The sequence below is a fragment of the Streptomyces sp. NPDC033966 genome (assembly GCF_055575955.1).
In genome coordinates, this window is the sequence record NZ_JBVIRQ010000013.1 from 195,155 (window position 1) to 209,532 (window position 14,378).

15 protein-coding genes and 1 pseudogene are annotated in these 14,378 nt (G+C 74.5%); 7 read left to right on the top strand and 9 right to left on the bottom strand.

Annotated elements, in window-relative coordinates; translation table 11 throughout:
- Positions 1-199 precede the first annotated feature (199 nt).
- A complete protein-coding gene (locus ACZ518_RS31280; protein WP_469116394.1) occupies positions 200-1,453 on the bottom strand; it encodes a serine hydrolase domain-containing protein in 1,254 nt (417 codons plus the stop codon).
- Positions 1,454-1,646: 193 nt separating this feature from the next.
- Here ACZ518_RS31280 and ACZ518_RS31285 point away from each other — a divergent pair.
- The 3 genes and pseudogenes from ACZ518_RS31285 to ACZ518_RS31295 form a co-directional block, all read left to right on the top strand.
- Positions 1,647-2,026: pseudogene (locus ACZ518_RS31285) on the top strand (barstar family protein); the annotation flags it as partial.
- Positions 2,027-2,167: 141 nt separating this feature from the next.
- Entirely contained in the window at positions 2,168-2,992 is an 825-nt protein-coding gene (locus tag ACZ518_RS31290) for a PP2C family protein-serine/threonine phosphatase (RefSeq protein ID WP_469116395.1), read from the top strand.
- 54 nt (positions 2,993-3,046) lie between these two features.
- Complete coding sequence (locus tag ACZ518_RS31295) at positions 3,047-4,000, top strand: MASE1 domain-containing protein (RefSeq protein ID WP_469116396.1); 954 nt, start codon at positions 3,047-3,049, stop codon at positions 3,998-4,000.
- On the opposite strand, the gene ACZ518_RS31300 is transcribed toward ACZ518_RS31295, so the two are convergent.
- Both ACZ518_RS31300 and ACZ518_RS31305 read right to left on the bottom strand, forming a co-directional pair.
- Complete coding sequence (locus ACZ518_RS31300; protein WP_469116397.1) at positions 4,001-4,966, bottom strand: aldo/keto reductase; 966 nt, start codon at positions 4,964-4,966, stop codon at positions 4,001-4,003. It abuts the gene before it with no gap.
- Positions 4,967-5,017: 51 nt separating this feature from the next.
- Positions 5,018-5,290: a hypothetical protein gene (locus ACZ518_RS31305; protein WP_469116398.1), complete on the bottom strand. Its 273-nt coding sequence runs from the start codon at positions 5,288-5,290 to the stop codon at positions 5,018-5,020.
- A 128-nt stretch (positions 5,291-5,418) separates the two neighbouring features.
- On the opposite strand from ACZ518_RS31305, the gene ACZ518_RS31310 reads away from it, so the two are divergent.
- Complete coding sequence (locus ACZ518_RS31310) at positions 5,419-5,877, top strand: MarR family winged helix-turn-helix transcriptional regulator (RefSeq protein ID WP_469116399.1); 459 nt, start codon at positions 5,419-5,421, stop codon at positions 5,875-5,877.
- A 110-nt stretch (positions 5,878-5,987) separates the two neighbouring features.
- Here the strand turns inward: ACZ518_RS31310 and ACZ518_RS31315 are convergent, their stop codons facing one another.
- On the bottom strand, positions 5,988-6,143 hold the full coding sequence (locus ACZ518_RS31315) for a DUF6131 family protein (RefSeq protein WP_469116400.1): 156 nt from the start codon (positions 6,141-6,143) through the stop codon (positions 5,988-5,990).
- 172 nt (positions 6,144-6,315) lie between these two features.
- Here ACZ518_RS31315 and ACZ518_RS31320 point away from each other — a divergent pair, with 172 nt between their 5' ends.
- The gene (locus ACZ518_RS31320; RefSeq protein WP_469116401.1) at positions 6,316-7,524 is read left to right on the top strand and encodes a cytochrome P450 family protein; all 1,209 of its coding nucleotides are present in this window, start codon (positions 6,316-6,318) and stop codon (positions 7,522-7,524) included.
- 10 nt (positions 7,525-7,534) lie between these two features.
- Here ACZ518_RS31320 and ACZ518_RS31325 read toward each other — a convergent pair whose 3' ends face one another.
- From ACZ518_RS31325 to ACZ518_RS31335, 3 genes are all read right to left on the bottom strand, one after another.
- On the bottom strand, positions 7,535-8,059 hold the full coding sequence (locus ACZ518_RS31325) for a DUF5133 domain-containing protein (protein WP_469116402.1): 525 nt from the start codon (positions 8,057-8,059) through the stop codon (positions 7,535-7,537).
- A 90-nt stretch (positions 8,060-8,149) separates the two neighbouring features.
- On the bottom strand, positions 8,150-8,929 hold the full coding sequence (locus ACZ518_RS31330; protein ID WP_469116403.1) for a maleylpyruvate isomerase family mycothiol-dependent enzyme: 780 nt from the start codon (positions 8,927-8,929) through the stop codon (positions 8,150-8,152).
- Between the two features lie 68 nt (positions 8,930-8,997).
- Positions 8,998-9,609, bottom strand: a complete 612-nt coding sequence (locus ACZ518_RS31335; RefSeq protein ID WP_469116404.1) for a TetR/AcrR family transcriptional regulator — start codon at positions 9,607-9,609, stop codon at positions 8,998-9,000.
- A gap of 149 nt (positions 9,610-9,758) precedes the next feature.
- On the opposite strand from ACZ518_RS31335, the gene ACZ518_RS31340 reads away from it, so the two are divergent.
- Both ACZ518_RS31340 and ACZ518_RS31345 read left to right on the top strand, forming a co-directional pair.
- Positions 9,759-11,189, top strand: a complete 1,431-nt coding sequence (locus ACZ518_RS31340; RefSeq protein ID WP_469116405.1) for an amidase — start codon at positions 9,759-9,761, stop codon at positions 11,187-11,189.
- A gap of 44 nt (positions 11,190-11,233) precedes the next feature.
- Positions 11,234-12,508, top strand: a complete 1,275-nt coding sequence (locus tag ACZ518_RS31345; RefSeq protein WP_469116406.1) for a DUF1266 domain-containing protein — start codon at positions 11,234-11,236, stop codon at positions 12,506-12,508.
- Between the two features lie 34 nt (positions 12,509-12,542).
- Here the strand turns inward: ACZ518_RS31345 and ACZ518_RS31350 are convergent, their stop codons facing one another.
- Positions 12,543-13,505, bottom strand: a complete 963-nt coding sequence (locus ACZ518_RS31350) for an SMP-30/gluconolactonase/LRE family protein (protein ID WP_469116407.1) — start codon at positions 13,503-13,505, stop codon at positions 12,543-12,545.
- Positions 13,506-13,583: 78 nt separating this feature from the next.
- Positions 13,584-14,285: a DUF4232 domain-containing protein gene (locus ACZ518_RS31355; RefSeq protein ID WP_469116408.1), complete on the bottom strand. Its 702-nt coding sequence runs from the start codon at positions 14,283-14,285 to the stop codon at positions 13,584-13,586.
- Positions 14,286-14,378: the final 93 nt, after the last annotated feature.

Here is a 14,378-nt window from a genome sequence, read left to right on the forward strand (position 1 = left end):
CGCGCGCAGCATGGCGGGCAGGTCCCAGCGGCCGCAGGAACAGCCGGCGGCCGGTTCCTCCAGCGCCGCGGGCGCGAGCTCGCGGCGCACCGCGGCCTCCAGCAGCCCCGCCGCGGTCTCCTGGCGGCCGGCGGCCGGGGCGCAGCGGCAGCCCGGTGCCGGACGGCCGCCGCGGGCCGGAGTCCGCGGCGGCCCGCCCTCATCGGGCGTTGCGCTCCGGCAGGTCCACGTCGGCCGGGGCCGCCGCGAAGCCGCGGGCGCTCGCCTTCACCGGCTTCTTGCCGCAGAAGGCCCCTTCGAGGGTGCCGCCCAGGGCGGTGTTCGCCGCACCCTGGTTCGAGGTGTTCGCCATGGCGGTGAGGGTGCGGGAGCCGTCGCGGGTGGCGAAGGCGTAGGTGTAGAAGCCCTGCACGGTGCCCGTGTGCCCGTAGACCGACGTACCGCAGGACAGGTCGTAGCGGCGCAGGCCCAGCCCGTAGAAGCGGGTGTTGGTCGCGTCGGTGGGCGTCATGGTCAGCATCTGGTCCAGCAGGGCGGGCGCGACCAGCTTCCCGCTCACCAGCGCGGACATGAAGGTGCCGAGGTCCGCCGGGTTGGAGATCATCGCACCGGCCGACTGGGCCCACGACACCGTCTGCTCGGTGGAGTCGACCAGCGGGGCGCCGGCCTCGTCCGGGGTGAGGTAGCCGTGCGTGTGCAGTCCCTTGATCTTCGCGTCGGGGTGCACGTACGAGGTGTTGCGCAGCTTCAGCGGCTTGATGATGCGGCGCTCGTACTCCTTGGCCACCGGCCGGCCCGTGGCCTTCTCGATGAGCATGCCGACGACCACGAAGTTGGTGTTCGAGTACTTGTACGCGACGCCCGGCTCCGTCGTGCGCGGCTCGGCCAGGGAGAGCTTCACCAGCTCGTCGTAGCCGAACACCTTGTTCCGTACGGCCTCGAAGCCGGGAACGGTCTTGTCGAACATGGCGTTCGTGTAGTCCGCCAGCCCGCTGCGGTGGTTCAGCAGGTGCCGCACGGTGATCCGGTCGTCGGGCAGCAGGCCGGGCAGGTAGCGGTTGACCGGCTGGTCCAGCTCGATCTTCTTCTCGTCCACGAGCTGGAGCAGCACGACCGCCGAGAACGTCTTGGTGACGCTGCCGATCCGGAAGCGGGCCTGCGGGTCCATCGCCTGGCCCGTGCCCTTGTCGCGCACCCCGACCTTCTCGACCAGGGTGTTCCTCCCGTCGCCGATGCGGGCCAGCGCGCCGGGGGCCCCGGCGGCGGACGTGTTGCGCAACGCCTGGGCCACGGCCTCCAGATCGGGATCCGGCAGGGTGGCGGCGGCGGCCGTCCCGGCGGTCTGCGGGAAGGCGGCGGGCGCGGCCTGGGCGGCGGTGGCGGGCACCACGGCGGCCACCGTGGCCAGCAGGGCGGCGCTGACGGCCAGACGGCGGTTGTAAGGCAGGGGCACGGTGTTCCTCATACTCGGTCGGTGCGGTAGCCGGACCCGGAGACCGGCCGCCGGGGGTGAGGGGCGGCGGGCGGCGGTCCGAGTCGATCAAGGGCCTACGCAAGATGATGCAGAGCAGGGCATCGAGGTTCCGGCCGAAGCCCCGTCATTTTCGGCCAGAAAATGGCTTGTTGGCGGCCCGTGGGATCAGCGCATGACGACGTCCTGCGTGCTGGAAGGCGAGCGGATCCAGACCCTGGACGACTTCTGGCGGGTGATCGGAGAGGCCGTCAACGGCCACGGCGGCTACTTCGGGAAGAACCTCGACGCTTTCGACGACTGCCTGCGCGGCGGGTTCGGCACACCGGAGGACGGCTCCTTCACGGTGGAACGGCGCGGCCACCTTCACTCCCGGCAGGCCCTGGGCCACGCGGAGACCGCGCGGGTCCTGGAGGACCGCTGCGCCGCCGCCACCCCACCAACCGCGAACGGGTCGCCCGGGACCTGGCGGCCGCCCGCGTGGGCCGCGGCCCGACGGTCTTCGACCGGCCGGTGGAGATCCTGGAGCGCCAGGCCCCCGGCGCGCTGGTGCTCCACAAGACGCCCCGTAGGTACTCGTCGTGCGGGACGGGACGGCGCCGGGCGCCCGGCGGAATCCGCCCGGCCGAAATATGATGGGCCTGCATCTTCGCGCGGCGGGAGCAGGGAGACCATGGGCATACCCCGGAGGGGTCCGTGACCCCTCGGCGACAACCGCACCGGCCGGACAGCGCCGACCTGCTGAGCATGCTGGGGCGGCTGAGCGCCCAGGCACGGGAAGGGGCGCGGTTCCAGCACGCCCGCGTGGAGCTGGCCGAGGCCCTCCAGCGAGAGATGCTGCCCTCCTCCCTCCCCGTCCTGCCGGGGCTGCGCACGGCCGCCCGGTACGCGCCCGCCCAGCACGGCCTGGAGATCGGAGGCGACTGGTACGACGGGTTCCGGGTGGCCGAGGACGCCCTCGCCTTCTCCATCGGCGACGTACAGGGGCACGACGTGGCCGCCGCCGCCTTCATGGGGCAGGTCCGCGTCTGCCTGCGCGCCGTGGCGGCCGTCGTCACCGATCCGGGCGAGGTGCTCGGCCGTGCCAACGACGTACTGCTCTCCCTCGACAGCGAGCTGTTCGCCACGTGCAGCCTGCTCCGCTACGACCCGCGCACCGGCGACCTCGCCAGCGCCCGGGCCGGCCACGTGCCCACCGTCTGGGCCACCGCCGCCGGCCGGTACGGCGTCGCCGAGGACGCGGGCGGCCCGCCCCTGGGCACGGTCCCCGGCGCGCGGTACTCGGTCACCCGGCGCCGGCTGACGGAGCCGGGCTCGATCGTCCTGCTGACCGACGGTGTCGTGGAAGGACCGGCGTTCCCGATCGAGGTGGGCCTGGAGCGGGTGCTGCGGATCGTCAGGGAGGCGGCGGGCGGCGACCCCGACGAGCTGGCGGCCGAGGTGATGAAGGTGGCCGACTCCACCGGCCACGCCGACGACGCGGCGGTGCTCGTCCTCAGTCACGATGCGGCGGGCCCCTGAACCCCGCCGGGCGTGTCACGCCCCGCCCCGGTGGCCGGGCTGTTGTCTGATGCTGTGGTGCGCACCGTGGAATGGCGACGTCCGTCCGAAGCGCTCCTTCGGATCCTCGGCGTCGCCGCCGCCTACTACCTGAGCGGCCGGCTCGGCCTGCTGCGGCAGGTCGTCGTCGAGGGCTCGGTCGTCACGCCCCTGTGGCCCCCCACCGGGGTCGCCCTGGCGGCCCTGCTCTGGTTCGGACCGCGGATCTGGCCGGGCATCGCGCTGGGCACGTACCTCGCCATCGAGGGGATCAGCGCGTTCCGCCCCGTCGACCTCGCCATCGTCGCGGGGAACACCCTGGCCCCGCTGTGTGCCTACGCACTCCTCCGCCGTGTCGGCTTCCGGGCCGAGCTGGACCGGCTGCGGGACGGGGTGGTGCTGGTCTTCCTGGGCGGTCTCGCGCCGATGCTGATCAGTGCCACCGGCGGCGCCGGGACGCTGCTGCTCACCGGAGACCTGCCGGCGGCGAAGTTCTGGGGCGTGTGGGCGGCCTGGTGGGCCGGGGACACCATGGGGGTGCTGCTGGTGACCCCGCTGCTGCTGGTCCTGCGCGGGGCCAGGCTGCCCCGGGACCCGTTCCGGATCGCCGAGGCGGTCGCGCTGATGCTCGCGGCGGTCGTGGTGACCGAGGTGGCGACCCGCAGCAGCCTGTCGCTGCTCTTCCTGGTCTTCCCGCTGCTCATCTGGGCGGCGGTGCGCTTCCAGCTGGCCGGCAGCGCGCCCTGTGCCCTGGCCGTGTCCATCGTGGCCGTCGGCGCGGCGATCGACCAGGCCGGGCCCTTCGCCCACCACAGCCTCCTGGAGGTGATGGTCAACCTCCAGGCCCTCAACGGGGCCGCGGCCCTGACGGGACTGCTGCTGTCGGCCATGGTCACCGAGCAGAACAACGTCCGCCTGAAGATCGAGGAGGTGTGCGAGGACCTCGCCGAGGTGGTGGCCCACCTCGCCCCCGGCAGGCGGGACGAGTGATCAGGGCAGCGGTACGCCCCGGGCCGTGGTCCACAGTTCGTACCACTCCTCGTGCGTGAGGTCGGGCGGATTCAGGGCGGCGTCGCGGCAGGCGCGGATCCGGTCGGGACGCGCCGTGCCGATCACCGGCGCGATGCCCGCCGGGTGCCGCGTCAGCCACCACAGCAGCACCGACTCCGGGGTGGTGCCCTTCTTCCGCGCCAGCTCTTCGAGCAGGGCGGCGGTGGCCCGCTCGGCCGGTGTCCGCTGCCGTCCCGTGAACCGGCCCTGGGCGAGCGCGCCCCAGGCCTGGAGGCGGATGCCGTGGTCGAGGCAGTGCTCCAGCGTTCCGAAGGCGAAACCGTGGCCGGCGCCCTCGGGGGTGTTGAGCAGTACCCCCGACTCCACCCAGGCGCGGCTGTGCAGGCTCATCTCCAGCTGGTTGGCGGCCAGCGGCAGGTCCAGGCGCGCCTGGAGCCGGGCGATCTGCGGGGCGCCCATGTTGGAGACCCCGAAGGCGCGCACCAGTCCCCGGCCGTGCAGGGACATCAGGGCGGACGCGATCGCGTCGGGGTCGGCGAGGGGGTCCGGGCGGTGCAGCAGGAGCACGTCGATGACGTCGGTCCGCAGCCGTTCGAGGCTCTCCTCGACCCGCCGGACGATGCCCGGGCCGCGCAGGTCGTACATCCCGGGGGCCCCGTCCCGGCCGGGCAGGCGGATGCCGCACTTGGTCTGGAGGGTGATGCGTTCCCGGAGCCCGGGCGTCCGGGCCAGTACCTCGCCGAAGACCGCCTCGGCCTTGCCGTGCCGGTAGATGTCGGCGTGGTCGAAGACGGTGATCCCGATGTCGAGGGCGGCGCGTACGGCCTCCTCGGCGGCGTCGATGTCCCGGGGGCCGTAAGGGCCGGGCTCCCAGCTCCCGCCCAGCCGCATGCACCCGTAGAGCAGCCTCCCGCCGTCCCTGACCGTCTCCGCGTTCGTCGTCACGGGAGAAGACTAGGCCGACAAGATCCGAAAGAGACGGCCCGGGCAGCCGGGTCAGTGGCGGCGCCGGTGGGTGCGGGCCTGGCAGGTCCACCAGGTGACGGCGCCGGTCAGTCCGCCCAGCCACCACACCAGGACCGCCGGGGCCGCCGCGTACGAGGGCCACATCAGCCATCCCAGCGCCCAGCCGGCGGCGATGACCGCCAGGGGCGGGGCGGCCGCGTACGCCCACACGGGCGCGCGGCGCACCAGCCGGACGGCGAGGCGGCCGAAGGCGAACGCGGCCAGGGCGAAGCCGTTCAGCAGGAGCAGCCCTACGAGCCCCATGGTCGGTGCCTCCGGTTTCGGGAACGGGAGGACGATACGCCACCGCCCCGGCCCCGGGGAGAAATGCTTGGCAGCTCCTTGACTCCTCAAGTTTTTGGAGAGATGCTTGAGGGGTCAAGGAGGTAGCAATGAGTGATGCGCTGGATGTGTCCCTGCGCCTGGTGAAGGCCCAGACGGCCCTGGTGCGACGGTTCGACTCCCGCCTGGGGTCGCTGTACGGAGTCAGCCTGGCCGACTTCATGGTGCTGCTCCACCTCGGGCGGGCGGAAGGCGGCCGGATGCGGCGCGTCGACCTCGCCGGCGCGCTGGGGCTGACGGCTTCCGGCGTGACCCGGGGACTGGGCCCGCTGGAACGGATCGGCCTGGTGGTCCGCGAGGCCGACGCCCGTGACGCCCGCGTCGCCTACGCGGCGCTGACGGACGCCGGCCGCGAACGGCTGGCGGAGTGCCTCAAGGCCGCCGGTCAGGTCGCGGCCGAGGTGTTCGCGGCACCCGAGTGGGCCCCTGCCGAGGTCGAGACCCTCAGTGCCCTGCTCACGCGCATGGGCGGCACCGGACTGCCCGAGGACCACGGCGCCGGGAACTGACCGGCCGCGGCCCGCGGGCGCCGGCGTACGGGCCGGAGGGGTGAACCTCCGGCCCGTACGGCCGTCCGGCGCCGGGGACGGCGCCGCGGACGGCGCCGGGCCCGGCACTCCTACCAGTAGTGCCGTCGTCCTCCGACGGCGTGTCCGACGGCTCCCAGGACCCACAGGACGAGGCCGATGAGGACCAGGATGATGCCGAGGGTCCAGAGGATGGCTATGCCGGTCACGTAGCCGACGATCAGCAGAATGACGCCCAGAATGATCATGGCTTCTCCGATCTCCGGTTGGCGTCTTCCCACTTACGGCGCCGCAATGCCTCCACGCGCGATCGAACCGGAACCGGGCAGGCCGGCCGCCCCTCGCGGTGACACCGCGACTACTCTGGGGTGAACACGCGGCGCCGCGGCGCCGCGACGCATTCGATCCAGGGGGAATGGAATGGCACTTCAGCCTGCCGTCGTCGATCTGCTGGAACTCAGCCCGGACTTCATACGGGACCCGTACCCGGTCTACGCGGCACTGCGGGAGCGGGGCCCCGTGCACCACGTGCTGACGCCCGACGGCGAGCACATGTGGCTCGTCGTCGGCCACGAGGCCTGTCGTACGGCCTTCACCGACCCGCGGCTGAGCCGCGACTGGCGCCGCTCCGGGGACGTCGGCCAGATCATCAACGCCGAACAGGACCACCCGGCGCTGGCCCACATGCTGATGTCGGACCCGCCGGACCACACCCGCCTGCGCCGCCTGGTGGCCCGGGAGTTCACCCCGCGCCGCATCGAGGCGCTGGCGCCGCGCATCCAGCAGATCACCGACGGACTGCTCGACGCCATGCAGGCGAACGGCGACCGCCGCGGCGACCTGGTGGAGGCCTTCGCCTTCCCGCTGCCGATGACCGTCATCTGCGAACTGCTCGGTGTGCCCACCCTGGACCGCGAGGCCTTCCGCGGCTGGTCCAGCGAGATGGTCGCCCGTACCAGCGCGGAGGCCGAGGCCCGCGCGTACGAGGAGATGCCCCGGTACCTCGGCGGTCTGATCGACGCCAAGCGCGCCGAACCGGGCGACGACCTGCTGAGCGCGATGATCCACGCCGTCGACGAGGGCGGTGACCGGCTGTCGCCGTCCGAGCTGATAGGCATGTGCGTCCTGCTGCTCATCGCCGGGCACGAGACCACCGTCAACATGATCGGCAACGGGATGCGCGCGCTGTTCGCCCACCCCGAGCAGTTGGCCGACCTGCGCGCGGACCTCGGCCTGCTGGACGGCGCCATCGAGGAGATGCTCCGCTACGACGGACCGGTGGAGACCTGCACCGAGCGACTCGCCCTGGAGGACGTGGAGATGGGCGGGGTGGTGATCCCCAAGGGCTCCGCCGTCCTGATCGCCATGGCCGACGCGGACCGCGACCCGGCGCGCTTCGCGGACCCGGACCGCTTCGACATCCGCCGTGACGCGCGCGGCCACATCGCCTTCGGCCACGGCCTCCACTACTGCCTGGGCGCGCCGCTGGCCCGGATGGAGGGCCGCATCGCCCTCCGCTCCCTGCTGGAGCGCTTCCCGGACCTGGAGGGCGACGCCGACGTCGCCAAGCTCTCCTGGGTGCCCGGCATGCTGATCCGAGGCGTACGGGAACTCCCCGTCCGCTGGTGACCGGCGCGCCCTACTCCGGGGCGCGGAGGTGCCGTTCGGCCGCCAGGACGGCCTCGTGGGTGGTGGGACGGCCCATCAGGACGCACAGGGTGTAGGCCACGTCGTCCATGGCCCGCAGCGTGCCCGGGTCGGTGGGGGCGGCCGCGAGGCGGGCCTGGCAGCCGCGCAGCCGTGAGAGGACCTCCTCGGTCCGCAGGCGGCTCGGCAGGATCCCGACGCCCCGGAAGGCCCCCGGCGGCAGCGGGGTGCGGGCCGCCTGCAGCGCCCGGTGCAGGGCCCGTTCCACCCGCCCGGGCACCGGCAGGCCCAGCGACCCGGCCACCATCGCCTCCGCGGCCTGCGCCGCGGTGATCCGGGCCCGGTCGGCCGCCGCCAGCAGGATCTGCTTCGCCTCACGGGCCGAACACGGGGCGGCGGCCATCACCAGGCCCAGCGCCCACAGGTCGGTCGGCGCCTGCCCGAGGGGCCGCTCCGCGGGGGGAGGGGCCTGCGCCGCGAGGGCGGCGGCGGACGGCGGGTCACCAGGAGACGCCACGTGAGGATCCCTTCGGCGGGGCATGTGCCCCTCCCACGCTGACACAGCCCCCGGGGATCCGCATTTCCCGTTCGGCGCGGCTGTCGCCTGTCAGAACGCCGAGTTGGCGAACCAGAGGTCGAGCAGCTCGCCGTCCCCGGTGGTCCCGACGCCCGGCGCCGTACGGTCCAGCCGGCCGTAGAGCAGGAGCAGGAGGTCCGCGGCCCCCGCCCGGACCTCCGCCTCGGCGGGGGCCGGAACACCGCCCGCGCCGAGGTCAGCGTCGAGGCCGAAACCGTCGGGCCGCAGCCGCACCAGCCAGGTCCCGTCCATGTCGGTGCACCGGAAGCGGATGGCCTCGCCGGACCCGCGCAGGTGCGCCACCTTCGGCGCGAACAGCGCGGCGTAGGGCAGGTTGGCCAGGAACTCGTCCACGCCGTCCCGCGCGAGCCCCGGGTCGATGACCGAGGCCAGTCCGAGCGCCCGTTCGGCGTCGACGCGGTGCACCAGCGTCTCGAACAGCATCCGGCGGACCCAGAACCGGGCGTGCCCGTCCGCGCCCCACACCCACATCGGGGCGTCCGGGTCGGTGCCGGCGAACACCTCCGCCGCCTCGGCCGCGCCCGCCCTCAGCCATTCGGCGTAACCGTCCTGCCGCTCGGGCAGCCGCAGGTCCACTTCGCGGCCGGCCGGGGGCTGCTGGATCCGCTGCCGCAGCAGCACCGAGAACCAGCGGTGCACGCCGCCGGCGTGCCGGACCAGGTCGGCCAGCGTCCAGCCGGGGCAGGTGGGTACGGGGACCGTCAGGTCGGCGTCCGCGAGCAGGGCCGCGAAGCGGGCGGTCTCCGCCGCGACCGCCGCCCCGTGGTCGATCCGGTCGGCAGTGTGCATGGTGGGGGAGTCCTTCCGTCCTGTCGTGCGCTGAGTCGGCACTCTTTCACAGGCCCGCGGCGGCGGCCTCACCGGGCACCGGCCGGCCCTTCCCACAGGCCGCGCAGGTGGGCGTGGAGCACCTCCTCGGCCTCCCGCGGGGCGAGGTGCCCGATCAGGACGTGCGTGGTGAGGCCGTCCGCCAGGGCCAGGACGGCGCGGGCCTCCCGCTGCGGATCGAGGCGCGCCGGCCCGTCCGCGCCCTCGTCGGCCTCCGCGATGAGCTGGGCGAACGCCGAATGCAGGGCCGCGTAGTTGGCCTTCAGCGCCGCGGCCAGCGGTGTGCTGACGGCGGCCTGCGCGACGAAGGCGAGCCAGACCCGGGCCTCGGCCCGGTGCTCCTCGCGCAGCAGTGCGACCTCGGTGGCCGCGTGGCCCAGGGCGGACGCGGCCGACTGGGCGGGGCTGCGGACCAGCCGGGCCCGTACGCGTGCGCCGATGGCTTCGCCGACGTGTCCGAGGGCGAAGAGCAGCATCTCCTCCTTGGTGCCGAAGCACCGCTGCACGGCGCCCATCGACACCTCGGCGCGGGCCGCCACGTCGCGCAGTGTGACGCCCTCCAGCCCGCGTTCGTCGGCGAGGCGGCAGACGGCCTCGGCGATGAGACGGCGCCGCCCCTCGTGGTCCACCTGCCTGGGCATGCGTACCCGCCTTCCTGTTCCGGCCCGCTCGGGCCGCCCGCCGCACGTGCGTACGCCTCCCACTTTATTCGATGCGAGCGCATCGGTTCCTCGGTTATGGTTCCGATGCAAGCGCATCAGAACGAGAGCGAGCAGGGGAGTACCGGACCATGCGGGACACACAGGAAGCCCTCTGGCGGCGGCCGGCCGCCGAACAGGCACGAGCCGTCCGCGGCGGCGAGGTGTCGGCGGTGGAACTCGTCCGGAGCCACCTGGAGCGGATCGCCGAGGTCAACCCCGCGGTGAACGCGGTGACCCAGCTGATGGCGGACCGGGCGCTCGAAGAAGCCGCCGCGACGGACCGCCGCCGGGCCGCGGGCGAGCCGCTCGGCCCGCTCGCCGGCGTGCCGTTCACGGTCAAGGAGAGCACCCCCGTCGAGGGCGTACCGACCACCTTCGGCGTCGAGCGCTTCCGCCGGCTGACAGCCCCCGCCGACGCGCCCCCCGTGGCCCGGCTGCGCGCCGCGGGCGCCGTCCCGATCGGGCACTCCAACATGCCCACCCTGATCCTCGCCGGGATGCACACGCGCAGCGAGCTCTTCGGCGACACCGCCAACCCCTGGGACCCCACCCGCACCCCGGGCGGCACCAGCGGCGGCGACGCGGCCGCCGTCGCCACCGGCATGGCGGCGATCGGCCTCGGCAACGACTCCGGCGGCTCCATCCGGATCCCCGCCCAGTTCTGCGGGGTGGCCGGGCTCAAGCCCACCACCGGGCGCTTCCCCGCCGACCACCGCGTCCTCGGCCCCGACGACCCCGGCCCGGCGTCCCAGGCGCTGGTCACCGACGGCCCCCTCGCCCGCCGGGTGGGCGACCTGCGGCTCGCGTACGAGGCGCTGGCCGGCGCCGATCCGCGCGACCCCCGGTCCGTGCCCGTCCCCGTGTACGGGCCCCCGCTCCCCGGCCCCGTGAAGGTCGCGGTGGTGGCCGACCCCGGCGGGCACGGCGTCCATCCGGCGGTCCGCGCGGCCGTCGCCGACGCGGCCGGCGCCCTCCGCGACGCCGGCTACGACGTGCGCGAGGTGGCGGACGTGCCCCGGCTGGACGAGGCGCTGGAGGCGTACGACCGGATCACCATGACCGAATTCGCCCCGAGCTGGCCCGTGGTGCGCACCCTCCTGGGCGAGGGCGGGGACCGCTACATCCAGATGGCGATGGAGAAGACCCCGCCCGCCACCGCCGAAGAGCTCGTCCGGCTGATGGGCACCTGGCTGAACATCCGCCGCTCGTGGGCCGAATTCCTCGACGGCTACCCGCTGTTGCTCGGTCCCTCCTTCACCGAACCGCCCGTCGAGCCGGGACTGGAGTCCCGCGACCGCGCCGGCCGGGACCGCGTCGCCGCGGGCATGCGGCTGTGCACGGCCACCAGTTTCGTGGGCGTGCCCGCCGTGGCCGTGCCGACCGGCCTCTACGACGGCCTGCCCGGCGGGGTGCAGATCGTCGGACGGGCCTTCCGGGAGGACCTGTGCCTGGACGCGGCCCAGGCGGTGGAGGACCGGCTCGGCGTCCTCACCCCGCTCGACCCGCGCCCGGCGGGCTGACACCGGCCCGCCACCCCGCACGACCCACCCCTTAGGGTTTGCCCATGGGTTTGACAGCAGGTCACGAACAGGGAGCCCCGCCCGGTCCGACGGCGCCGGCGCAGGGCTGGCAGGCACCGAGCGCGGTCGAGCGGGGGCTGTACGAGGCGAGGACGCGCGGCGACTGGCCCGCGTACTACGACATCGTCGCCCGCGCGGACCTGTACATGATGGAGTCGCGGGCCGACGTCGACGCGAACCCGGGGAACACCCGCTTCCACCCGTACTGGAACCCGCAGACCCAGTCCATGTGCCTGGCCGTCTACACGGGCGGCATGCTGCCGCCGCCCGCCGCCGACCCCGTCTACAACTGCTACGACCTGGGCTGGTTCGCGAAGGTCTGGAACCCGGACGACCCGCCCTACCTCGTCGTCAACCCCGGCAGCCCGTGCGAGGGCGTGCTGCCGGCCGGACCGGAGGGCCGTGCCCTGTGGCAGCGGCACTCCGCCCCCGTGGACCGGCCCGGGCTCGCCCCGGACGCCATCCACACCCTGGAGGTCGGCGGCCCCCGCAGCGGCCAGGTCGCCTTCGGCCTCGCGGCCGGCGCGCACATCAACGTGCGCAACGGCCGCTACTGGAACTCGATGGCCTACCACGGCTGCGGCTACCACGACGAGAAGCGCACGCTGGAGCGCTGGTGGGGCGTCACCACCCGGGAGGACTGGCTCGACACCCAGGAGCGGCTGCTGCGCGCCGACATGGTCAGCGGCGTCTGGGAGTTCGTCCTGCAGCTGCGCCGCTCCATGGCGCTGGACTTCGCGGGCCCCGTCGACGCCGACCACTGGCGCCAGGCCGCGGCCAACGTGGTGCGCCGGCGCGCCGAGGCGGCCGCCGAGCCCCGGCTGACGGCCGACGGCGTCAGCCGGGGCCGCACCGTCACCGAGGCGGAGACCGAGGGCCAGGTCACGGGCGTACAGCGGCTGATCGGCCGCATCGCCCGCTACGAGGCGCGCTTCCGCGCCGACGGACTGCTCCCCGAAGGCGGGTTCGTCCGCTCCGTCGAGGCGTGGGACTACGGGCGGGCCTCCGCCATGGCCCGCTGGGGCCTCGCCGCCCGCCTGTGCTCCCTGCGGGAGGCGGAGGCGGCGGTGGTCCGCGCCGGCCGCCTGGTCCAGGTCAACTACCGCTCGTGGGAGGACTTCTCGGCCGCCTACGTGCTCGGCCGCTGCCTCCACTTCGACGAGGAGGAGTTCGGGGAGTGGTACGAGACCGTCCTCGGCGTCCACCGGGTCCTGGCCACGGACCCCGCCAGCCCCTGGCGCACCCTCCCCTGGACCTGACACGGCCCCGCCCGGGGCGGGGCCGCGGGCCGGCTCAGCGACCGGGCCCGGCGCCGCCCGGCACCTCGTAGACCTTCCCGTCGACGCCCGCCCGGAAGAGCCGGCCCGCCGAGAAGCCCCGGTCGCCGTGCCCGTAGGTGATCTGGGTCGAGAGGTGGAGCCCCGACTCCACGGAGCACAGCCGCCCGTCCTCGACCCGCCAGATCTCGCCCGCCGCGTGCGTGGCGATCAGCGGGCGCCCCAGACCGTCGAGGGTCAGCCCGTCCGGCAGGGCCAGGGCGTCGAGGACGCCGGCGGACACCCACAGCCGGGGGTGCGCCGGATCGCCGACGGGAATCCGGTACAGCCCGGGGGCCACGGTGGTCTGCACGACGTAGACCTCGCTCCCGTCCGGGGAGACGGCGATCCCGTTGGGCTGCGGGACGCGGGCCCAGGCCGGGTCGACCCGGCCGTCCGGGGTGACCCGGCCGATGTTCCGCCCGCCCAGGGTCGTGGTGTACACGGTCCCGTCGGGCGCGAGGGCGACCCCGTCGATCCCGCCGAGGCCGGAGGCGTACGTACTGACCGCGCCGGAATCCGGGTCCACCCGCAGCAGCCGCGAAGTGGGGAAGAGGTCACCGGTCAGCGAGTGCGCGAGGTCGTTGCCCGTGCCGACGAGGAGCTGCCCGTCGCCGCGGACGACGATCCCGCCGTTGGCCCCGATGTCCCCGGTCAGGGCCACCGGGGTGCTCCCCGGCGCGTCGATCCGGTAGACCCGGCCGCTGAAGTAGGCGGTGGCGAACATCCGGCCCCGCCCGTCGACGGCGATCGACTCGACCCAGTCCGGGAGTTGTCCGACCTGCGCCGGCGCCGGCGCCGGCGCCTCGGCCGCGCACCGCGCCGCGGCGTACGCGGGCCCCGCCGCCGGAACGGCCGTGGCCGCGGCCAGTACGGCCGCGGCCACGAAGCCCGCGCGGGGTCCCCGTAAGACGGTGCGGAGCATCCTGTCGAGCCTCATCGCTTCCCCTCCATGGTCAGACCGAGCTGCCCGTGAAGTATCGGCGCGAGTCCGCCGGCGCACCACCCCGCGCCCGCCTCAGGAGGGCTTGACGGCGGAGAAGGCGGTGGCGGTCGCCTTGTTGTCGCATTCGGCGAAGACGCCGTCGGTCATGGCGATCTGGTGCGAGCCCGCGCCGGGGACGCCGATCACCATGGTCGGGAAGCTGGCGGGAGTGGCGCCGGAGACGCAGTACCCGTCCCCCTCGCCCTGGACGTTGACGAAGGTGAGCTTCGTCCACGCGCGGGCGCCCGGCGCCAGCGGGACCGCCGACGCCTTGCCGCTCTGGGTGACGGCCAGGGGAACGTTCTTGCCCGGCGAGCCGTTGCCCGCCCCGGCGACCGTCGGGAACCCGTTGAGGGTGCAGGCGTGCTTCGAGGTGTTGGTCACGGAGACGATGGCGGCCCCCGTCCCCGTACCGGGCGGCCGGACCGCGGCCTGCTCGGCGTCCGAGACCTTCACCTCGTCGATCGTGCAGGGCTTCGCCCCGCCGCCGCCCGGGGCGGACCCCGCCGGGCTCGGCGTGGTCCCGCCCCCGCCGCCGGCTGCGGAACCGCCCGTGCCGCCGGCCGAGGAGCCGCCGGTGGGCGTCGGCTTGGCCGGCACCGAAGCGGCGGGCGGCGCCGTCGGTGTCCCGGCCGCCCCGTCGTCGGCCGGACCGCAGCCCGTCATCAGGACGGCGGCCGCGGCGGCCGCCACGAGTGCCGCCGCCGAGCGGCGCGGGCCTGCTGTGTACTGCATGGGATGCTCCTCGGTGTCTCCCGGCCGGCCCCGCACCGGCACGCGTGGACGGACACGGCACCCGCCCCCGCCGGAGTTCCCGCGCTGCGCCGT